The following is a 21,273-nucleotide window of genomic DNA, read 5'->3' as shown; positions in this document are numbered from 1 at the left end:
CTTGAAGGGAGTTATTGCGTTGACTGCAATACGATATGAGTTAATCAAAACATGTAAACAGACAGGGGCACGGCTAGGCCGGGTTCATACGCCGCATGGTTCTTTTGACACGCCGGCATTCATGCCGGTTGGAACGATGGCTACTGTCAAAACGATGTCCCCGGAAGATTTGAAACAAATGGGGGCAGGCATCATCCTGAGCAATACGTACCACTTATGGCTGCGTCCGGGGCATGAAATCATCAAGGAAGCTGGCGGATTGCATAAGTTCATGAACTGGGATCGGGCGATCTTGACGGACTCTGGCGGCTTTCAAGTCTTCAGTTTGAGCGAGTTCCGTAAAATTGAAGAAGAGGGCGTACATTTCAGAAACCATCTGAATGGCGATAAATTATTTTTATCTCCGGAAAAAGCGATGGAAATACAAAATGCACTGGGCTCCGATATTATGATGGCATTCGATGAATGTCCGCCATTTCCGGCGACTGAAGAGTATATGAAGAAGTCGGTTGAACGGACATCACGCTGGGCAGAACGCTGTTTGAATGCCCATGAGCGTCCAAATGACCAAGGGCTGTTCGGGATCGTTCAAGGCGGGGAGTTTGAAAATCTTCGCAAACAAAGTGCAAAAGACCTTGTCTCCCTTGACTTCCCGGGTTATGCTATTGGAGGATTATCCGTAGGGGAACCGAAGGATATCATGAACCGCGTTCTTGAGTTTACAAGTCCGCTGCTGCCAACTGACAAACCGCGTTACCTGATGGGAGTCGGTTCGCCGGATTCATTGATCGATGGTGCACTCCGCGGAGTCGATATGTTTGACTGTGTACTGCCGACGCGAATTGCGCGTAATGGTACGCTGATGACGAGCAATGGGCGGCTGGTTGTGAAAAATGCGAAATATGCACGTGATTTTGGTCCAATCGATGAAAATTGCGATTGCCATGTTTGCAAGAATTATAGCCGGGCATATATCCGCCATTTGATTAAATGTGAAGAAACCTTTGGGATTCGTCTTACGACTTATCATAACCTTCATTTTCTGTTAAACTTGATGGAACAGGTCAGACAAGCTATTCGAGAAGATCGTCTTGGAGACTTTAGGGAAGAGTTTTTTGAGCAATATGGTTTCAATGAACCTAATGCGAGAAACTTCTAATTCCATAAATATTTTAATGTACGAAAGGAGTGAATTATACAAATGGGTTCTTTAACACAAATACTTCCGTTGATCTTAATGTTCGTATTGTTCTATTTCTTATTGATCCGTCCGCAGCAAAAACGCCAAAAGGCTACGCAAAACATGCAGAGCAGTTTGAAAAAAGGTGATAAAGTTGCTACTATCGGCGGCATGCACGGAACAATCGATGCGATTGATGAATTGCAAATCGTCATTAAATCACCAGACGGTACAAAACTAACTTTCGACCGTGCGGCAATCCGTGAAATTAAGGAAAGCGCACCAAATAAAGAAGCAACTTTATAAGACAAACGAAAACCGGGCCATGTGCCCGGTTTTTTGCTGTGCTTTTTTAATTGGTACGTGATTCGGAACTCATGTTGACCCCAAGCACGCCACCCATCATGGCCGTAATGACAAAACAGCCATAGTATATCCATTGCTTGATGGTGAAGAGCGCATCGTGACCTAAATATTGAAAAAGGAACACGACCAACAGATAAAGCAGCCCTGTACTACCGCCTAAGAATAGTCCTTGCTTTTTCCCTTTGCCTCCTGAGATGAATCCACCAATGAAGAGTGATAAAAAGGACACGATCATGATCACGTATGTCAGGGATGATTCCGTCAGTGAAGTGAAACGTAGAAGGATGGAAACGATTAAACTTGCAATCATCGCTATGGCAAAGATGGAGCCTACGCCATAAATTACGGCGACACTCATTTTTTTAGTTTCGATGGGTATTCCTCCTTTTTACAAGGCTGATACGTTTTAGCCTGTTTATGTGTTTGTACAAGCATATTCCCCGCATGGAACCTTTAGACCAGGTTTAAGAAGCTTCCAAGTAAAATTAGAAAAGATTATGGAGTAATTTTTCAATTCCCAAGCCATGCTATGGATGAAGGATGTGGTATTGAAGTGGATATCATGGCTATTATTTTTAGGACAACAGTGATCTATCTAGTCATCTTATTACTTTTCCGAATGATGGGTAAACGGGAAGTTGGGGAACTGAGCATACTTGATTTAGTGGTATCCATCATGATAGGAGACATTGCCGTCCTATCCTTTGAAGATTTGGATAAACCATTTTTCAGACAAATCATTCCCATGTTCGTGCTTGCTTTCATCCAAATAATCATGGCCTACATTTCATTGAAAAGCATAAGATTTCGAAACATCGTGGACGGTACACCTCAAATTATCATCAACCAAGGGAAAATAGATGAAAAAGCGATGCGTAAGCAACGATATAATTTCGATGATTTATTGACCCAGCTGCGTGAACAGGGGATTAATGATTTAAATGATATACAATTCGCAATCCTCGAATCTTCAGGGAAGCTGTCGGTTATCAAAAATACCCAAAGCAAAGGTTCCAATACGAAGCAAACACCCTATCCCCTTATAATCGACGGAGAGATACAGGAGAAAAATCTCGATAAAATCGGCAAAAATCACTTTTGGCTCCGGCACCAGTTGAAAAAAATGGGAGAAACGAAGATTAAAGAGATTTCGATTTGTGGGTACATAGATGGTCGATTTTACATCGATAAAAATGAAACGAAGAATTGACCGAAGTCTTTTTAAATGCTTCGGTTCATTTTATTTCCAAGCAAACTTTGATAAAAAGCCGCCAACTACAGGAATCCGGATTAGATCCGCTTTTTTTATGCTGCCGGTCATGAGCAGGAAAAATGTGAACAGCAGGATAACGACCGTCACGGAAAGCAAAAGCCGTATGCCAAGAGGCTGTGAGGAGAGCGGGAATTGATAAAGGTAATAACCGCCCCATCCGGAAATTAAAGCAAGGACCAAAGCTGACATATAGCTCCGGAAATGAAGCGTGAAAGGGACGACCTTCAGCACGGTTGAAAAATGCAGGAAGGTAACGAGCATTGTACCGACTGCTATCCCGATTGCGGCTCCCATGATCCCGAAGCTTTCCTTTGACGCCAGCAGCCAGATCACACCGATTTTAAGGATGTTCCCAGCCAGGCTGTTGAACATTGCGGCCTTTGCAAGATCCAGTGCTTGCAGCATGGATTGCAGCGGATATTGAAAGTAATAAAGGATGAAAAAAGGTGCCAGGAATTTAATGAAAACAGCAGCATGCGAAGAGCCATACATGACTTGTAAAATCGGTTCGGCAAAGATAAACAGAATGACGATAGCTAAACAGCCTGTGATAAAGGTGATTTTCAAGGCCTGTTGAAGCCTATGTTCAACGAGTAAAAAATTTCCGGTCGTACGGGCTTCGCTCACTGCCGGGACAAGGGCCGTCGCCAACGAGGATGTAACGAATGACGGAAGCATGAGTAAAGGCAGTGCGTATCCTGTTAACTCCCCGTATTGACTGGTGGCTGCAGCCGCGGTGACGCCGGCGATTGCCAAACTCTGGGCGACCACTATCGGTTCGAAAAACCACGAAACCGATCCAATCATCCTGCTTCCGGTGGATGGAAGGGCGATCCCCATCAATTCGGTGAACGTTCCTTTTCCGGATTTGACATTCTTGAAGAAACCTTTCCGGAACTTAAAATGTTTCTTTAACTTAAAACTAGTCAATAAGTAGAAGAGAGATACAAGCTCACCAATAATAGAAGCGAACATCGCCCCGGCAGCAGCGTATTCGATTCCATATGGTAAAAAGGCCTTCGTCAGGACGGCTATGAACGTGATTCGTGCCACCTGCTCGATAACTTGTGAGAAAGCGAAGGGCTTCATATTTTGCTTGCCTTGGAAATAACCGCGCAGTACGGATGAAATGGCTATGATCGGTACGATAGGAGCAATCGCCATGAGCGGCCATACCGTCCGTTTGTCAGTGAATAGATATTCTGAGAGCACCGGCGCGAAAAGCAGCATTGCGGGAGTGAAAATCATCGATAGCGTAAAGGTGCAGGCCAAAGAGACGACAAGGATTTTCTTGATTTTCCGTTCATCACCTCTGGCATTTGCCTCTGCCACGTATTTGGAAATGGCGATAGGCAGGCCTAACTGGGTAATGTTTACGACGAGAAATAGGGTCGGTAAAGCCATCATATATAAACCAACGCCTTCTTCGCCGATGAAGCGGGCGATGACAATGCGGTTAATGAAACCAAGAACCCTTGTTATCAGGCTTGCGACTAATAAAATCAGCGTCCCTTTTAAAAATTTGGACATTGAACTCCCTTCCTTCCTTCTCAAAAAAGCGGTTATGCTATACAATTATCTATATGCTTGTACTTGGACAAAGCATGACAAAAGTGTTTGTTTGCGTTCTAACAAATGATTGAAACTCTTCTAAGAAAATGCGCATTCATTTGAGAATCATTTTTACTGGAGGCAAAGTGATGGCGAAAAAGAATCATCCCTATCAAAGGTATTATCTAAAGGTACGCCCATTTTTGAAGAGCAAGCGTGAGGAATTCGAAATGGTCGGATTGAATGCCGTAACAGAGGAAGACATATGGGGAACCTTGACCAAAAATAAATGGAAGCGTCCGCAGGAAAACATTCACCTTCATGAACTTGTCGCAGATATCGTGACATTTTCGAGCAACCAGTTCATGACTTTCCAAATGGTCGAAGCTTATAAATCACCAAACCTATTTGAGCCGCTTTCTGAAGAGGAACTGAAGGAACTTTTAAAAGAATGATGCAAAGATATACTTAAATTGACAGCTGTTTGTATATGACTCATAATGGATATGGTAATGCTTTTTTTGGGAAAAAGCATGGGAAGCTGTGTCTTTTTTTCTCAAGAAGCAAAGGGTATGCAGTTATCATATAAACTTTTTTTAAACTTCAGGAACAGGCGTATTATAGAAAGGGGCCTACTACATAATGGTAAAAAGAGGCAGGATCGTTGCGTTTTTTCTAATTGCACTTTTGATTTTCGCAGCGATGGGATCGACTTCAAAAGGAATCCTAAAGGATATCAAGCTGGGTCTTGATCTTCAAGGCGGCTTTGAAGTGTTATATGAAGTAAAACCGCTGTCTGGGGAAAAGATCACCCCGGATGTTTTACGGGCTACAGTAAGCTCGCTTGAGCGGCGTGTCAATGTTTTGGGCGTTAGCGAACCTAACATTCAAATCGAAGGGAAAGACCGGATCCGCGTTCAATTGGCTGGAGTCAAAGACCAAAACAACGCTCGGGAAATCCTTTCGACACAAGCTAAATTATCCTTCCGTGATTATAACGATAAGGAAATGATGACCGGTGCTGACCTGAAAGAAGGCGGCGCGAAACAAACGTTCCAAGATAATAAACCGGTTGTCGAAGTCACATTGAAAGATGTGAATAAATTTAAGGATATCACCCAAAAAATTTCCTCGATGGAAAGTCCGACTAATGTCCTTGCAATCTGGTTGGATTTCGAAGAAGGAAAAGATTCCATTAAAGATAAAGCTTCACAGGACAATATGATTTCAGCTCCAGCTGTCAGTGAAGTTTTCAATACGAAGAAGGTATATATTACCGGTCAATTCACGGTGGAAGAAGCGAAAGAGCTTGCAGCCCTTCTGGATGCGGGTGCCCTGCCTGTAGATTTAAAAGAAAAGTACTCCACTTCTGTAGGTGCCCAATTTGGCGCGGGTGCGCTGAATGATACTATTTTTGCGGGAATCATCGGAATTGCACTTGTTTTTATTTTCATGCTTGTGTATTACCGCTTCCCGGGATTCATTGCAGTCGTCACTTTAAGCATATACATTTTCTTGACGCTATTAGTGTTCGATTGGATGAATGCGGTCCTTACGCTGCCTGGTATTGCAGCATTGGTACTCGGGGTCGGGATGGCTGTCGATGCCAACATCATAACCTACGAGCGAATCAGGGATGAGCTGAAACTTGGCCGTTCAGTTAAAGCAGCATATAAAGAAGGTACGAAAAATTCTCTTGCTACGATCACGGATGCGAACTTAACGACCTTGCTGGCTGCAGCCGTTCTGTTCTATTATGGAACAAGCTCGGTTAAAGGGTTTGCAACAACTTTGATCATTTCGATTTTAATGAGTTTCATTACAGCCGTCTATGGTACACGTCTTTTCATGAGCCTGTGGGTGAATAGCGGGTTCCTGGACAAACGTACAACATGGTTTGGCGTGAAAAAGAAATACATTCACGATTTATCCGAGAAAATTGAATTAATGTCATTGCCAACACGCTTTGATAAAATCGATTTCGTCAAACATCGGAAAGTTTTTTATGGCATTTCAATCGGTGTCACGATTATCGGGATCATTTTCCTGCTCGTCTTCAGATTGAATCTTGGGATTGATTTCACGAGCGGTACCAGAATTGAGATTGCGTCCAAAGATGTCTTGACGACTCAGCAAGTCAAAACCGAAATGAGCAAGGTCGGTATTGACGAAAAGGACATCAAGGATGTCAGGCTCGCTGGAAAAGAAAATAAAAACGCTGTCGTTCGGACAGTCGGTGTCCTTGATAAACAGGAAATCGCTGAATTGAAGGACCACTTCAAGAAGGATTACGGAGCAGAACCGAATGTCAGCACAGTTTCGCCGACAGTCGGGAAAGAACTTGCGAAAAATGCCATGTTTGCGTTAGCGATTGCATCAATCGGAATCATATTGTATGTATCGATACGATTTGAATGGCGAATGGCTGTACCGGCCGTCGTAGCGCTAATACATGACGCATTCTTCATCATAACGGTTTTCAGCTTACTTCGGCTTGAAGTGGATATCACCTTCATTGCTGCGGTTCTGACGATCGTCGGTTATTCGATCAATGATACGATCGTAACCTTTGACCGCATTCGTGAAAACTTACGCTTCAGTCGTAAAGTCAAAACCGTCGAAGAGCTTGAGAACATTGTAAACATCAGTATCAGGCAAACTTTGACGAGATCCATTAACACAGTACTGACCGTTCTCATTACGGTTATCGCGTTGGCGATATTCGGCAGTGAAGCTATCCGAAACTTCTCGATTGCACTGTTTATCGGTTTAATATGCGGCGTGTATTCATCACTATTGATCGCTTCCCAATTCTGGCTTGATTTGAAAATCAGGGAATTGAAGAAGAAAGGTCCGCTGAATACCGCAAAAGAGAAGAAACAAAGTCTTGAAGGACAAGTTTAATAGGAGAGAGGGGGCTGGCATGATGCCAGCCTTCTTTTTGTGAGACTAACTTGTTGAATAGGGAATTACAGCCATTTTTGAGTTTAAAATAAATTGAAACCGTTATTGCCGTTTTGTATAATGAGTAAGTTGAGGGGTGAATTAATGTTAAAGCCAAAAACTCGGTGGAACCTGCGAACTGCCGATGAAAACAAAGTTGCTGCACTAGCTGAAGAGCTCCATATCACACCTTTGGTTGCAGCGTTGCTTGTGAATCGAGGCCTGGATACGATTGAAAGTGCCCGATCATTTTTATTTGTAAAAAATCAAACTTTTCATGATCCATTTTTATTGAAAGATATGGATAAAGCAGTATATAGAATAAGAGAAGCCATTCAAAATGGAGAAAAAATACGTATATTCGGTGATTATGACGCGGATGGCGTGACATCGACCACAGTGATGATGACGGCACTAACGAGATTGGGAGCCGATGTGGATTTTTATATCCCGAATCGGTTTACAGAGGGGTATGGACCGAATCCAATGGCGTTCCGCCTTGCAGCTGAGCAAGGGGTGAAGGTATTGATAACCGTCGATACAGGAATTTCTGCAATCGATGAAGCGAAGCTTGCCGGAGAGCTTGGAATGGATTATATTTTGACCGACCACCATGAACCGGGACCGGAATTGCCTGAAGCATTGGCAATCATCCATCCTAAACTTGAGGGCAGTTCCTATCCATTTAAAGACCTTGCGGGTGTAGGGGTCGCTTTTAAGCTGGCACACGCCTTGCTTGGAGAATTGCCTGAGGATTTACTTGAAATAGCGGCAATTGGCACCATAGCGGATTTAGTGCCTTTACAAGGGGAAAACCGCGTCATTGCTGCAAAAGGCATCGAGCAGTTACGTTTGACCCGCCGTCCTGGACTTGTTGCATTAATGAAAGTGGCGAATGTTCAGCAGGAAGCATTGAATGAAGAATCGATCGGTTTTGCGATGGCACCACGGATCAATGCTGTCGGACGTCTTGGAGATGCCGACCCCGCTGTGGATTTATTGATGTCTGAAAGCCTGGAAGAAGCGACGGAACTCGCCAATGAAATCAATGATATCAATAAAGAGCGACAGGCTATGGTTGCAGAGATGGCGGAAGAAGCGATTTCTGAAGTTGAGGAAAACTTCCCGCCGGAGTCGAATGGTGTGCTCATCATTGGCAGGGAAGGCTGGAACGCCGGTGTTGTGGGGATTGTGGCCTCTAAACTGGTTGAACGCTTTTACCGGCCCACGATTGTATTGAGCTATGACCGGGAAAAGGGATACGCTAAAGGTTCTGCTCGGAGTATCGCCGGTTTCGATCTTTTTGAAAGTCTGTCCACCTGCCGTGAATTACTGCCTCATTTTGGTGGCCATCCTATGGCTGCTGGAATGACATTGAAAATTGAAGATGTTCAGGAGCTTAGGGACCGCATGAACTTGATTGCGAAGGAACAACTGAATGAAGAGGACTTCACACCCATTACAAATTTGGACGGTGCTACGACTTTAGCTGAAGTTTCCGTTCAAACGATTCAGGAGATGAGCCTGCTAGCGCCATTCGGGGTTACGAATCCTAAGCCGAAGATTTTGATAGATTCCGTACAACTTTCAAGCGCCCGTAAAATTGGTGCCAACCAAAATCACTTGAAGGTCCAGCTGGAAGATGGTGAAAATCATAAACTTGATGGCGTAGGCTTCGGTCTCGGTCATTTTGTGGATGAATTAGCGCCGCACGCTGAAGTCTCGGTGATTGGAGAGCTTTCCATCAATGAGTGGAATAATATGAAAAAGCCCCAGATCTTTGTCCAGGATGTCTCGGTGAACCATTGGCAGTTATTCGATTACCGCGGCAAGGGCCAGGCAGAGAAGTGGCTTGCCGACATTCCGGCACAAAACCGGAAAATCGTCATTTTCTCGGAAGATATTTATAGCAGATATCCCTTTTTACGAAACCATCCGGATCTTGTTCATATCAAGAATGAACAGGATGCAGATCAGCTCGACTGCCTAGAAGGACATGTGGTTTTTATGGACATGCCACCGTTAAGGGAATATTTGAAACGGGTCATTGCCAATAAGAATCCATCGCGTATCTACGCTCACCTTTCACATGAACAGGACCATTTCTTAAGTACGATGCCAACAAGGGACCATTTTAAATGGTTTTACGCCTTCCTTGCCAAAAAGGGTCCGCTCGATGTGAAAAGATATGGTGATGACCTTGCCAAATACCGCGGCTGGTCAAGGGATACCGTGGATTTCATTTCTAAGGTGTTTTTTGAGCTTGATTTTGTTACAATAGAGAATGGGTTAATTATGCTTACAACCAATGCGAAAAAACGCGATCTCAGTGAATCTGAATCGTATATAAGAAAGAAAGAGCAATTTGAGCTTGAACAAGAGCTAGTTTATTCTTCCTATCAGCAATTATTCGATTGGTTCAATCATTATTTAGTCCATGAGGCAACAGACCTTGAGGAGGAAACAAAGCAATGGATTTAAAGCAATATGTAACAATTGTGCAAGACTGGCCAAAACCTGGTATTGTCTTCAAAGATATTACAACATTAATGGATAACGGCGCAGCTTATAAATACGCAACAGACCAAATCGTCGAGTACGCTCGCGATAAAAATATCGATTTAGTGGTCGGACCGGAAGCACGCGGATTCATTATCGGATGTCCAGTCGCATACTCATTGGAAGTCGGCTTTGCGCCAGTGAGAAAAGAAGGAAAACTTCCACGTGAAACGATAAAAGTCGAATATGGATTAGAATATGGCAAGGATGTTTTGACGATCCATAAAGATGCCATCAAACCGGGACAGCGTATCCTGATTACGGACGATTTACTTGCTACTGGCGGAACAATCGAAGCGACGATCAAATTGGTTGAACAGCTTGGCGGAATTGTAGCCGGGATTGCATTCCTTATTGAATTGACGGACTTGGATGGTAAAGATAAATTAGACGGCTATGATGTCTTGACATTAATGAGCTTTTAATAAAGAAGAGCACTCTGACCAGGGTGCTCTTTCTGTTTTACTCGTTTTAACTGGATTTTGTCGAATTTCCAGTGAAAAAATGCATTATTCTTTATAAAATACACGTTTAACCCTTTACATCCTTGCCTTTTTTTTCGATAATAGTAATAATAAAGAGTTTTTCTGCTAATAAGTTTATTTGCACTTGTATCCGTTTAAGCGGATTTATTTTTTTTCGCAAAAATTGTCACGTTTTGCAGAATAAAGGGAAGTGCTACCAATCATACTCAATCCGGATCATACCGGTGGCAGTTAAAGTGGGGTTAAGGTGATTAAATGGCTAATGATCAAATATTGACTGCCGAGCAGGTTGTAGAACGTGCCAGCTTATATCTTCAGCCGGAAGAAGCTGAATTTATTCATAGAGCGTTTAAGTATGCAGAATATGCTCACCGAGAACAATTCCGTAAATCGGGAGAGCCGTATATTATTCATCCGATTCAAGTGGCGGGCATTCTGGCTGATCTTGAAATGGACCCTGCAACTATTGCGGCAGGTTTTTTACATGATGTTGTTGAAGATACGGAGATCACTCTGAAGGATATTGAAGAAAATTTCAGTCCTGAAGTCGCCATGCTCGTGGATGGCGTGACTAAATTAGGGAAAATCAAGTATAAATCACAGCAAGAGCAGCAGGCGGAAAACCATCGGAAAATGTTCGTGGCGATGGCCCAGGATATCCGGGTAATCTTGATAAAGCTTGCCGACAGACTGCACAATATGCGGACATTGAAGCATCTGCCGCAGGAGAAGCAGAGAAGGATATCGAACGAGACGTTGGAAATCTTTGCACCGCTTGCCCATCGTCTTGGTATCAGCACGATTAAATGGGAACTTGAAGATACTGCACTAAGGTATTTGAATCCTCAGCAGTATTACCGAATCGTTAACTTGATGAAGAAAAAGCGTGCAGAACGTGAAGAGTATCTGGAAGAAGTCATTGATGAAGTGCGGAAAAACGTTGAGGAAGTCAACATTAAGGCTGACCTTTCCGGAAGGCCGAAACATATATACAGCATTTATCGCAAAATGGCTTTGCAGAATAAGCAGTTCAGTGAAATTTATGATTTGCTTGCAGTTCGGATCGTCGTCAATAGCATAAAAGATTGCTATGCGGTTTTAGGGATCATCCACACATGCTGGAAGCCGATGCCTGGCCGATTTAAAGACTATATCGCGATGCCGAAGCCGAATATGTATCAATCGCTCCATACGACGGTAATCGGTCCGAAAGGCGATCCGCTCGAAGTGCAGATCCGTACTTCCGATATGCATCGCATTGCCGAGTTCGGGGTTGCCGCGCACTGGGCTTATAAAGAAGGAAAAGATGTCGGTGAACAGCCTTCATTAGAAGAAAAATTGACTTGGTTCCGGGAAATTCTTGAATTCCAGGATGACGCGACTAATGCCGAGGAATTCATGGAATCCCTTAAAATAGATCTTTTTTCTGATATGGTATTCATTTTCACACCTAAAGGCGATGTCATCGAACTCCCATCAGGTTCCAACCCGATTGATTTCGCTTACCGGATCCATTCGGAAATTGGAAACAAAACGATTGGTGCCAAAGTGAACGGGAAAATGGTACCGCTGGATTATAAACTGAAAACAGGCGACATCATTGAAATCTTAACATCGAAGCATTCATATGGTCCAAGTCAGGACTGGCTAAAACTCACGCAAACATCTCAAGCTAAAAATAAAATCCGCCAATTTTTCAAAAAGCAGCGCCGGGAAGAAAATATCGAAAAAGGCAAAGAGCTTGTTGAAAAAGAAATCAAGGATATGGAGTTCGACCTGAAGGAAATCCTGACTCCCGAGAACATCAGGCGTGTTGCAGATAAATTCAACTTCCTGAATGAAGAAGATATGTATGCAGCAGTCGGGTATAACGGAATAACTGCCCTTCAGGTAGCTAACCGCCTTACCGAAAAATGGCGAAAGCAGAAAATGGTCGAGCAGGAAGCAGATATTTCAGAAGCGGTAGCCGATCTGAAAACCTTCTCCAATTCAACTAAAAAACGTGACTCAGGTGTACAGGTGCCGGGGATTGATAACCTGCTTATCCGTTTATCACGCTGTTGTAACCCAGTTCCTGGAGATGAAATCGTTGGTTATATAACCAAAGGCCGTGGAGTTTCAGTCCATAGACAAGACTGCCCGAACCTGGAAAGCGGGGATTCCGATCATCGCCTGGTACCGGTTGAATGGGAAAGTACAATTAATGAACGCAAGGAATACATCGTTGAAATTGAAATCAGCGGGTATGACCGTCGTGGCTTATTAAACGAAGTGCTGCAGGCAGTCAATGAAACCAAGACCAACATTTCAGCGGTCTCTGGTAAATCCGACAGGAATAAGGTTGCGACCATTCACATGTCGATTTACATTCATAACATTGCCCATTTACAAAAGGTCGTCGACCGTATAAAACAAATTTCAGATGTTTATTCCGTCAGAAGGATAATGAACTAAGGAGTTTTTATTACCATGCGTGTTGTTTTACAACGTTCCAAAGCGGCAAAAGTCGTTGTTGCAGACCAAGTAATCGGGCAAATCGACAGCGGACTCGTTCTGCTGGTTGGTATCACCCATGGGGATACCATCGATGACGCCGTATATTTGGCCGATAAGATTGTCAATCTCAGGATATTTGAAGATGAAAATGAAAAGATGAACCACTCACTATTGGATGTAGGAGGTTCTATTTTATCAGTTTCGCAATTTACCCTATACGGCGATTGCCGTAAAGGCCGTCGACCGAACTTCATGGACGCCGCCCGTCCTGAAGAGGCGAATGAATTATATGAAGCATTTAACGAGGAACTCCGCAAGAAAGGCGTCCATACGGAAACAGGTCAATTTGGTGCCATGATGGACGTTCAGCTTACTAATGATGGTCCCGTTACATTAATACTTGAAAGCAAAAAATAACCTGCTGCTGCAGGTTTTTTTGTTTGGGTAAATAAATGCCGACGAATGGACAAGCCAGCTTCGACGGGAAGCTGGCTTGTCTTGTCTTTATTTGAAATACCGCGCCAATCCATTATAGATGGCCGATGTGATCTTTTCTTGATACTCATTCGATGTTAACGTCAATTCTTCAACCGGATTACTTAAATAACCAAGTTCAATAAGTGTAGCTACACGTTTGTTTTCACGGGTAACATGAAAATTCCCGTAACGTGATCCGCGGTTGGGCACCTGCATGGTGGAACCGAGTGAATTGGCCAGTGTAGTGGCCAATGAACGTTGGTAGTCATGATAGTAGTATGTAGTTATCCCGCTCGTGATCTGGTCCTTGGTGCTATCATAATGGAGACTGATGAAAGCATCCGCGTTATGGATATGTGAAGTGCCGACCCGGGAAGGAAGTGGAACATAGGTATTGCCGCTTCTGGTCAGGATAACTTTTGCTCCTGCCGCCTGAAGTTTGTCCCGCAGCAACTCAGCCGTCCGGATCGTCAGATTTTTCTCAAGAGTGCCACCGACCCCTACTGTACCACTATCCCTGCCGCCATGGCCGGGATCGATAACGATGGTTTTATCCTTTAAATATTTTTCAACGCCAGGTCGTTGGATCTGTTCGGAATTCCCTTCGATCGTCACGATCCATCCAGCCACATAAGCAGTTTTTCCGCTCTTTAGTTTAATGGAATACCAGTCGCCTTCCTTACCTGATGCGGAGAACGTTTCACCTTCATTGACCTGCTCTACGATTTCCGAGTCGCCATCAGGCTCACTTCTAAGGATCGTTCCGTCATGAATGATGGTTATCTTGTTTCCTTTTACATCAATCTTCTTTTCCTTAGTCGTTTGTTCAACATTCTCTTTTTCCAAGTACCAACTCACTACCCAGCCCTTTTTTGAACCGGAAAGCTGGATCTGCGTCATTTTCCCCTTTGTTTGCAAGATGGCGTATGTCTCATCCTTGTTCACCGAACCGATGACCTTGCTGCTGAGAGAGGCATCTTTCCGGACATTTAACCCTTCAGCGGTCACCCTTGCAGTCGCGCCTGCCATATTAATTTTCGTATCATCTTCATCTTCGCTTATTTGTATGTAAGGTTCAGCTACCCAACCCCGGACTCCTTGGAAATCAATTTCAGCCCATTCATTTTCAACCATGTAAACGGTCACTGCCGTATTTTTATTCAGCTTTCCGAGCGCGGCACTGCTTTTCGATGGTTCCGAACGGACATTGAGCCGGTCCACCAAAGTGACTCCGGTTTTTACGGATTGATTCGTTTCTTTTACCTTAGTCGAATCTTTCTTCGCTGCATTCCCTGATGAGGCGGGAAGCTTAAGGTAGTCAGAAGAGACCCAACCTTCGATATCCGCCGTTTTGACCTTTATCCAATTTTCATTCTTTTCAATAATGTCAACAGCTGTTCCTTTACTCAAGGAACCAACCGTTTGAAATGTAGTTCCGGGACCTGTACGGACGCGGACGGAGCTACCGGATATCATACCTTGTCCGGATTGCTTTTTGACCTGATTGGTATCCGACTCCGATTTTCTCTCCACTAACCAATTGGCGACCCATCCTGTTTTGCCGACGCCAATCCGGATTTCAATCCAGTCGCCATCTTCTTTCAGAATTGGATACGATTCCCCTTTTGCCAGTTTTTTTACGATAGGGAAACTGAGACCTGCACCTTCACGGACATTGACCACTTTGGACGTCACGATAATTTCCCCTTCTTCTTTTCCAAAAGCATGATTGACGGGGAACATTGCTGAGATCATCAGCATCAGGATCAGGCAGAATAAACCCGATTTCTTCTTCATAAGTTGTCTCTCCCTTTTAATGTCTATATGTATGTATTCTCGTTCAATAAAAATTTCCCTCTTTCCCAGTGCAAAAAACATTTTTTTTTGGGAAGAATAAAGCTTATATAACTCGAGGAGGGAACCTACATGAAATTCAGCGAAAAAGATCAAACGAGCTTAAGCGGAGGCAATCAAGTACTAGGTGTCGATTTTCACGATTTCATCCAGAAGGAACAAAGCGCAAACCTTGTTGAATTGGCATCCGAATTCGGAGTCAATGTCCGGACGGTCAAAAATTTGAAAAAACATTTGAACCAATAAAATGCGACAAAATCCTCAGCCTGCCTTGACATTTGATGTTAACGTCCGTATGATTATAAAATATCAGACTTATTACTGCAATAACCAATGATGGAGAAGAGTAATTAAGAAACACATGAAAAGAGAGGAAATGCCGAGGCTGAAAGCATTCCACATGATGACTTAATGAAAGAACCCTCCGTAGGCTTCACTCCGAACGGTATTACTTAATAGGAGATGGACGTAAAACAGGCGTTAACTGTTTTTGAGCGGGGGCACTTATTTTTTGTGCTTCAACTAGGGTGGCACCACGGGATATCCAAACTCTCGTCCCTTGTAACGGATAAGTTACAAGGGGCGGGAGTTTTTTGTTTGGAAAAAATCAGTATAGCGCTGGATAAAGGGCGTTTTGCTTTAAAGGAGGAAACATATATGTCTATTCAGATTCCTAGAGGAACCCAGGATTTATTGCCTGGCCAAACGGAAATTTGGCAGTATATCGAAAAGACAGCGCGTGATATTTGTCACCGTTATCAATATAAAGAAATCCGCACACCGATTTTTGAACACACCGAATTATTTTTACGTGGTGTAGGTGATACAACCGATATCGTACAAAAAGAGATGTATTCATTTCAAGATCGCGGTGAAAGGAATTTAACCCTTCGTCCGGAAGGCACCGCATCAGTAGTTCGGTCATATATCGAGAACAAAATGTTCGGGTGGGCCAATCAACCGGTCAAGCTTTATTATATCGGCCCGATGTTCCGTTACGAACGTCCACAAGCAGGCCGCTTCCGCCAGTTCGTTCAATTCGGCATCGAAGCTTTAGGTAGTAAGGATCCCGGAATCGATGCAGAGGTTCTTTCACTTGCGATGAACCTATACAAAGAACTTGGATTGAAAAAGCTGAAACTTGTGATCAACAGCCTTGGTGATAAGGAAAGCCGGACAGCGCATCGCAATGCTTTAATCAAACATTTCGAACCTCGGATTGGAGAGTTTTGCGGCGATTGTCAGAACCGCCTGGAAAAAAATCCATTGCGTATCCTGGATTGCAAAAGAGATCACGATCATGAATTGATGAACACCGCGCCATCCATCATTGAATATTTAAATGATGAATCCCGTATTTATTTCGAAAAAGTGAAACAGCATCTTACGGATTTGGAAATAGAATTCGTCGAAGATCCTACACTTGTGCGGGGCTTGGATTACTATAATCATACCGCTTTTGAAATCATGAGTGATGCAGAAGGCTTTGGCGCCATTACTACACTTTGCGGAGGCGGCAGATATAACGGGCTGTCTGAAGAACTTGGCGGACCGGAAACACCTGGTATCGGATTTGCTCTTAGCATTGAACGCCTGATTGCAGCATTGCAAGCAGAAAACATCGAGCTTCCGATCAAAAAGGGAATTGACTGCTATCTTGTTTCATTAGGTGAAACAGCCAAGGATTATAATGTCAAACTTGCCCATCAATTGCGGAATGCCGGTTTTACTGTCGAAAAAGACTATCAAGACCGAAAAGTGAAAGCTCAATTCAAATCAGCCGACCGCCTGGAAGCGAGATATGTGGCGACACTCGGGGAAGATGAATTGGCAAATAATAAAATCAATGTAAAGTTCATGGAAACTGGTGAACAAGTCCAAATGGACCTTGCCACATTCGTTGAACAATTCAAAAAGCTACAGGCTTAAGGGGGAAATACCATGTTTGGCAGAACATACTTCAATGGTGAAGTGACAGAAGCAGCTATTGGTGAAAAAGTAACATTAAAAGGATGGGTACAAAAACGTCGGGATTTGGGCGGAGTAATCTTCATCGACCTGCGTGACAGAAGCGGAATCGTCCAAGTCGTTTTCAATCCGGACATTTCGGCAGACGCATTGGCCACAGCTGAAAAGATCCGTAATGAATACGTCCTTGATATCCAAGGGATAGTCATCAAACGTGATGAAGCCAACTTCAACCCGAATGTAACAACAGGTACCATCGAAGTTCAAGCAGAAAACGTTACAATTTTAAACGAGGCTAAAACCCCTCCATTCATCATTGATGAAAGAACGGATGTATCAGAAGATATCCGTTTGAAATACCGTTATTTGGACTTGCGTCGTCCGGCGATGTTCGAAACGTTGAAAATGCGTAACCAAGCAACAAAAGCAATCCGTGATTACTTGGACGGTGAAGGCTTCCTTGATATCGAAACACCTATCTTAACGAAAAGTACACCTGAAGGAGCACGAGATTATTTAGTGCCTAGCCGTGTACACGAAGGGGAGTTCTATGCACTTCCGCAATCACCGCAAATCTTCAAGCAGCTATTGATGGTATCCGGTTTCGAACGTTATTATCAAATTGCCCGCTGTTTCCGTGATGAAGATTTACGTGCTGACAGACAGCCTGAATTCACGCAAATCGATATTGAAACAAGCTTCATGAGCCAAGAAGATATCATTAACACCGCAGAAAACATGATGGCTAAAGTGATGAAGGATGTTAAAGGACTTGACGTAACACTGCCATTCCCTAGAATGACATACAATGAAGCGATGAGCCGTTACGGTTCCGACAAACCGGATACGCGTTTCGGAATGGAACTTAAAGATGTTTCGGAAATCGTGAAAGACAGTGATTTCAAAGTGTTCACCGGCGCTGTTGCAAACGGCGGACAAGTTAAAGCGATCGTCGTTAAGGACGGAAATGCGGATTATTCCCGTAAAGATATTGACGGATTGGCTGAATTTGCAGCGATCTACGGTGCAAAAGGCCTTGCATGGCTGAAAGTTGAAGAAGACGGAGTAAAAGGGCCAATCGCTAAATTCTTCGCAGAAGATCAACAGCAATTAGTATCCGTATTGGAAGCCGAAGTGGGCGATCTAATCTTGTTCGTGGCGGATAAAAAAGGCATAGTCGCCGATGCACTAGGAGCACTTCGTAACAAGCTTGGTAAAGAAAGAGGCTTGATCGATCAAAGCAAATTCAACTTCCTATGGGTGACGGACTGGCCATTATTTGAATATGACGAAGAAGAAGGACGCTACTATGCAGCACACCATCCATTCACAATGCCATTCCGTGAAGACATGGACAAATTGGAATCAGACCCAGCAAGCGTCCGTGCACAAGCGTATGACCTTGTCTTGAACGGCTACGAACTTGGCGGTGGATCACTGCGGATTTTCGAACGCGACGTTCAGGAAAAAATGTTCAAAGTCCTTGGATTCTCGAAAGAAGAAGCAAACGCACAATTCGGCTTCCTAATGGATGCATTCGAATACGGAACGCCACCACACGGCGGAATCGCCCTTGGATTGGACCGTATGGTCATGCTGCTTGCAGGCCGCACGAACCTTCGCGATACCATCGCATTCCCGAAAACAGCAAGCGCAAGCGACCTGCTCGTTGACGCACCGAGTGCTGTAAGTGACAAGCAATTGGCCGAACTTAACCTAAGGCTTGCTGCACTAAAAAAGTAATAAAACTGGGAAAAAATATGAAAAAATACCTAGATGCTTTCTCTTGAAACGGAGTTAAGCATTATGATATGATATCTTTAACAAGTAAGAGTCCTGATGTGTTCGTTCTTTAACCTATAAGTTTTGACCGAACACTTATAGTTACCGGGAGCACTAGTTTCCTGGCCGCGTAAATGCCTCCCTCGAAGAGGACTTACAAACGCGAGGAACCGAGCACCCACCTGCGGAGAGCGGGTTCAAAACAAAGGCGTAAACGGCACAATTGGGACTCTTACACATTACAAAGCAACTCATGTTAAATAACATGGGTTTTTTTGTGCGTTAAAATAGCGTAACTTACGAGTGAAAGCATGATATTGCGAGCGAATGGCGTGGATTCACGAGTAAAAGCCGCAAACTCACGAGTAAATGAGGTGATTTCACGAGTAAATAGCGTAAATTGACGAGTAAAGCCCCGAATTTACGAGTAAACGAGCTAAACTCACGAGTAAAAGCCCCGAATTGGCGAGTAAATAGCCCAAACTCACGAGTAAAAGCCCCGAATTGACGAGTAAAAAGCCCAAACTCACGAGTAAAAGGCGCAAACTCACGAGTAAATAGCCCAAACTCACGAGTAAAAGGCGCAAACTCACGAGTAAGTAGCCCAAACTCACGAGTAAAAAGCGCAAACTCACAGTAAAAAGCTAAAACTCACGAGTAAAACGCGCAAATTGACGAGTAAAACGCGCAAACTCACGAGTAAATAGCCCAAACTCACGAGTAAGTGGCGCAAACTGACGAGTAAAAGCCCAAACTCACAAGTAAAAGGTGCAAACTCACGAGTAAAAGGCGCAAACTCACGAGTAAGGAACAGATTCACGAATTAAACAGAGCAAACTCACGAGTAAATAGCCCAAACTCACAAGTAAAAAGCCCAAACTCACGAGTAAAAAGCCCAAACTCACGAGTAAAAGCCCCGAATTCACGAGTAAATAGCCAAAACTCACAAGTAAAAGGCGCAAACTCACGAGTAAGGAACAGATTCACGAATTAAACAGAGCAAACTCAGGGCAAAATGCTGATTTTCAGTTTACCAGCAGGAAAAGAGTGCATTAACAAAGAAGCTAAAGGACAAGGAGTTGATGAATGTATGCTAAAACCGTGTGAAAAGCCTTTGAAAATGCTCAAACTGGAGGCATTAAGCAGGAGGCTACCACCAAACCATCCAAAACAGGAAAAGATAAGGAACGATTTCCGTAAAATCGATACAGGTTTTAACGGGGAGCGGAGTATTGGAAATGAGTTGAAGGATCTTTCAAAAGAATATCAAGTATTGCATGACTTGAGGTTAAGCAACGATGGGAGTCGTTATTTTCAAATGGATTTTCTCATAATCACCCGGAATGTCTGTATCATCATCGAAGTGAAAAACTTTGCGGGAATGCTCTACTTTGATCGCACCTATCCTCAATTGATTAGAACAAAGGATGGTCAGGAACAAGCTTATCTGGACCCGCTAATCCAGGTTGACGTGCAAAAATCCCGATTATCGGATTGGCTCGCTTTTCATAAATTCCCCTCGCTTCCGATTGAAACGCTTATAGCCAATGCAAACTCGAATACCATCATCAGGACTACCCCAGGTTTTACCCCCATTTTCAAAAGAATCACGGGAAAAGAAACCCTAATCTCCAAAATTCACACCCTTGAAGAAAAGTATCCTTCTGAGCAATTAACTCAAAGGCAGAGAAATAGACTTTCGAACACAATGATGCTAACAAACACTCCACATAATCAGGATATACTCGAATGGTATCAAATCGATGAGCAAGATCTGCTCAAAAGCGTTCAATGTCCTAAATGCTCAACTCTCCATATGCAATATCACTGGGGCAAATGGTCATGCGGTCAATGTTCTTACGCCTCCAAAGATGCCCACATACAAACTCTTCGTGATTTCGCTCTCCTTATAAAACCCAAGATTACGAATAAACAAGCACGGCTCTTTTTACAAATAGATTCAATCAATATCATGCAACGAATGCTATCTGCCCTGGGGTTGCCTTATTCAGGGCAATTTAAAAATAGAGCTTATAGTGTTGAAGGATTAATTCACGAGAAAAAGCCCAAAACTCACGAGTAAAAGCCCCGAACTCACGAGTAAAAAGCGCAAATTGACGAGTAAAAGGCGCAAATTCACGAGTAAAAAGCCTAACCTCACGAGTAACAGCTCCGAATTCATGAGTAAAAGCCCCAAATTTACGAGTAAACGAGCTAAACCCACGAGTAAACCCCAAAAACTCTCGAATAAACTTCAAATATCCCCATTTAAGTAACATTCCGCAATATAGATTCGTAAATTATAGTAAGGTTGGAATTATAATCAGCCAATGATAGAA

Annotated in this window: 20 protein-coding genes, 1 other RNA gene and 1 other annotated feature; of the genes, 14 read left to right on the top strand and 7 right to left on the bottom strand. The window is 43.5% G+C overall.

Translation table 11 applies throughout. The annotated features are described in order from the left end of the window. The first annotated feature begins 19 nt into the window (after positions 1-19). Complete coding sequence (gene tgt, locus ACDZ29_RS01990) at positions 20-1,159, top strand: tRNA guanosine(34) transglycosylase Tgt (RefSeq protein ID WP_289315503.1); 1,140 nt, start codon at positions 20-22, stop codon at positions 1,157-1,159. A 42-nt stretch (positions 1,160-1,201) separates the two neighbouring features. Then, positions 1,202-1,486 (top strand): preprotein translocase subunit YajC, encoded by a 285-nt coding sequence (gene yajC / locus ACDZ29_RS01985; RefSeq protein ID WP_289325896.1) that lies wholly within the window; start codon positions 1,202-1,204, stop codon positions 1,484-1,486. 46 nt (positions 1,487-1,532) lie between these two features. Here the strand turns inward: yajC and ACDZ29_RS01980 are convergent, their stop codons facing one another. Further along, the gene (locus ACDZ29_RS01980) at positions 1,533-1,904 is read right to left on the bottom strand and encodes a TIGR04086 family membrane protein (RefSeq protein WP_061464226.1); all 372 of its coding nucleotides are present in this window, start codon (positions 1,902-1,904) and stop codon (positions 1,533-1,535) included. 171 nt (positions 1,905-2,075) lie between these two features. Between ACDZ29_RS01980 and ACDZ29_RS01975 the strand changes: the two genes are divergently transcribed. Beyond that, a complete protein-coding gene (locus ACDZ29_RS01975; RefSeq protein WP_289325895.1) occupies positions 2,076-2,756 on the top strand; it encodes a DUF421 domain-containing protein in 681 nt (226 codons plus the stop codon). Between the two features lie 30 nt (positions 2,757-2,786). Here the strand turns inward: ACDZ29_RS01975 and spoVB are convergent, their stop codons facing one another. Continuing rightward, a complete protein-coding gene (gene spoVB / locus ACDZ29_RS01970) occupies positions 2,787-4,349 on the bottom strand; it encodes a stage V sporulation protein B (RefSeq protein ID WP_375089680.1) in 1,563 nt (520 codons plus the stop codon). A 170-nt stretch (positions 4,350-4,519) separates the two neighbouring features. On the opposite strand from spoVB, the gene ACDZ29_RS01965 reads away from it, so the two are divergent. The 6 genes from ACDZ29_RS01965 to dtd all read left to right on the top strand — a co-directional run bounded on the left by ACDZ29_RS01965 (position 4,520) and on the right by dtd (position 13,270). Beyond that, on the top strand, positions 4,520-4,825 hold the full coding sequence (locus tag ACDZ29_RS01965; protein ID WP_289315508.1) for a post-transcriptional regulator: 306 nt from the start codon (positions 4,520-4,522) through the stop codon (positions 4,823-4,825). A 187-nt stretch (positions 4,826-5,012) separates the two neighbouring features. Next, the gene (gene secDF / locus ACDZ29_RS01960; RefSeq protein ID WP_375089677.1) at positions 5,013-7,274 is read left to right on the top strand and encodes a protein translocase subunit SecDF; all 2,262 of its coding nucleotides are present in this window, start codon (positions 5,013-5,015) and stop codon (positions 7,272-7,274) included. A 144-nt stretch (positions 7,275-7,418) separates the two neighbouring features. Beyond that, a complete protein-coding gene (gene recJ / locus ACDZ29_RS01955) occupies positions 7,419-9,794 on the top strand; it encodes a single-stranded-DNA-specific exonuclease RecJ (RefSeq protein ID WP_289325892.1) in 2,376 nt (791 codons plus the stop codon). Continuing rightward, positions 9,785-10,297 (top strand): adenine phosphoribosyltransferase, encoded by a 513-nt coding sequence (locus ACDZ29_RS01950; protein WP_061464220.1) that lies wholly within the window; start codon positions 9,785-9,787, stop codon positions 10,295-10,297. The genes recJ and ACDZ29_RS01950 overlap by 10 nt, the downstream gene beginning before the upstream one ends. A 315-nt stretch (positions 10,298-10,612) precedes the next feature. Beyond that, entirely contained in the window at positions 10,613-12,811 is a 2,199-nt protein-coding gene (locus tag ACDZ29_RS01945; RefSeq protein WP_289325891.1) for a bifunctional (p)ppGpp synthetase/guanosine-3',5'-bis(diphosphate) 3'-pyrophosphohydrolase, read from the top strand. 15 nt (positions 12,812-12,826) lie between these two features. Continuing rightward, the gene (gene dtd, locus ACDZ29_RS01940; protein ID WP_289325890.1) at positions 12,827-13,270 is read left to right on the top strand and encodes a D-aminoacyl-tRNA deacylase; all 444 of its coding nucleotides are present in this window, start codon (positions 12,827-12,829) and stop codon (positions 13,268-13,270) included. 87 nt (positions 13,271-13,357) lie between these two features. Here the strand turns inward: dtd and ACDZ29_RS01935 are convergent, their stop codons facing one another. Then, positions 13,358-15,127: an SH3 domain-containing protein gene (locus ACDZ29_RS01935; RefSeq protein ID WP_375089675.1), complete on the bottom strand. Its 1,770-nt coding sequence runs from the start codon at positions 15,125-15,127 to the stop codon at positions 13,358-13,360. A gap of 129 nt (positions 15,128-15,256) precedes the next feature. Here ACDZ29_RS01935 and ACDZ29_RS01930 point away from each other — a divergent pair, with 129 nt between their 5' ends. The 4 genes from ACDZ29_RS01930 (at position 15,257) to ssrS (ending at position 19,168) form a co-directional block, all read left to right on the top strand. Continuing rightward, positions 15,257-15,430, top strand: a complete 174-nt coding sequence (locus ACDZ29_RS01930) for a hypothetical protein (protein WP_289315514.1) — start codon at positions 15,257-15,259, stop codon at positions 15,428-15,430. Between the two features lie 78 nt (positions 15,431-15,508). Continuing rightward, positions 15,509-15,747: a binding site (T-box leader), on the top strand. A 94-nt stretch (positions 15,748-15,841) separates the two neighbouring features. Then, entirely contained in the window at positions 15,842-17,113 is a 1,272-nt protein-coding gene (hisS, locus tag ACDZ29_RS01925) for a histidine--tRNA ligase (protein ID WP_375089673.1), read from the top strand. Positions 17,114-17,125: 12 nt separating this feature from the next. Beyond that, on the top strand, positions 17,126-18,895 hold the full coding sequence (gene aspS / locus ACDZ29_RS01920) for an aspartate--tRNA ligase (protein ID WP_289325887.1): 1,770 nt from the start codon (positions 17,126-17,128) through the stop codon (positions 18,893-18,895). An 87-nt stretch (positions 18,896-18,982) separates the two neighbouring features. After that, positions 18,983-19,168, top strand: a non-coding RNA gene (gene ssrS, locus ACDZ29_RS01915) — 6S RNA. Positions 19,169-19,314: 146 nt separating this feature from the next. Here the strand turns inward: ssrS and ACDZ29_RS01910 are convergent. The 3 genes from ACDZ29_RS01910 to ACDZ29_RS01900 are packed head-to-tail and all read right to left on the bottom strand — an operon-like array spanning position 19,315 to position 19,902. Continuing rightward, positions 19,315-19,569: a hypothetical protein gene (locus ACDZ29_RS01910; RefSeq protein ID WP_375089671.1), complete on the bottom strand. Its 255-nt coding sequence runs from the start codon at positions 19,567-19,569 to the stop codon at positions 19,315-19,317. Then, on the bottom strand, positions 19,566-19,754 hold the full coding sequence (locus tag ACDZ29_RS01905) for a hypothetical protein (RefSeq protein ID WP_375089669.1): 189 nt from the start codon (positions 19,752-19,754) through the stop codon (positions 19,566-19,568). The genes ACDZ29_RS01910 and ACDZ29_RS01905 overlap by 4 nt, the downstream gene beginning before the upstream one ends. Further along, positions 19,732-19,902 carry a hypothetical protein gene (locus ACDZ29_RS01900; protein ID WP_375089667.1) on the bottom strand — a complete coding sequence of 57 codons (171 nt, stop codon included), beginning with the start codon at positions 19,900-19,902 and terminating at the stop codon, positions 19,732-19,734. Before ACDZ29_RS01900 ends, ACDZ29_RS01905 begins: the two co-directional genes overlap by 23 nt. Before the next feature lie 122 nt (positions 19,903-20,024). On the opposite strand from ACDZ29_RS01900, the gene ACDZ29_RS01895 reads away from it, so the two are divergent. Further along, on the top strand, positions 20,025-21,017 hold the full coding sequence (locus ACDZ29_RS01895) for an NERD domain-containing protein (protein WP_375089665.1): 993 nt from the start codon (positions 20,025-20,027) through the stop codon (positions 21,015-21,017). Here ACDZ29_RS01895 and ACDZ29_RS01890 read toward each other — a convergent pair. Further along, positions 20,982-21,158: a hypothetical protein gene (locus tag ACDZ29_RS01890; RefSeq protein ID WP_375089663.1), complete on the bottom strand. Its 177-nt coding sequence runs from the start codon at positions 21,156-21,158 to the stop codon at positions 20,982-20,984. The genes ACDZ29_RS01895 and ACDZ29_RS01890 overlap by 36 nt on opposite strands. Positions 21,159-21,273 lie beyond the last annotated feature (115 nt).

Origin of the sequence: Peribacillus sp. RS7, assembly GCF_041956845.1 — a bacterium.
GTDB lineage: Bacteria > Bacillota > Bacilli > Bacillales > DSM-1321 > Peribacillus.
This window is presented reverse-complemented; position numbering and strand designations above follow the sequence as displayed.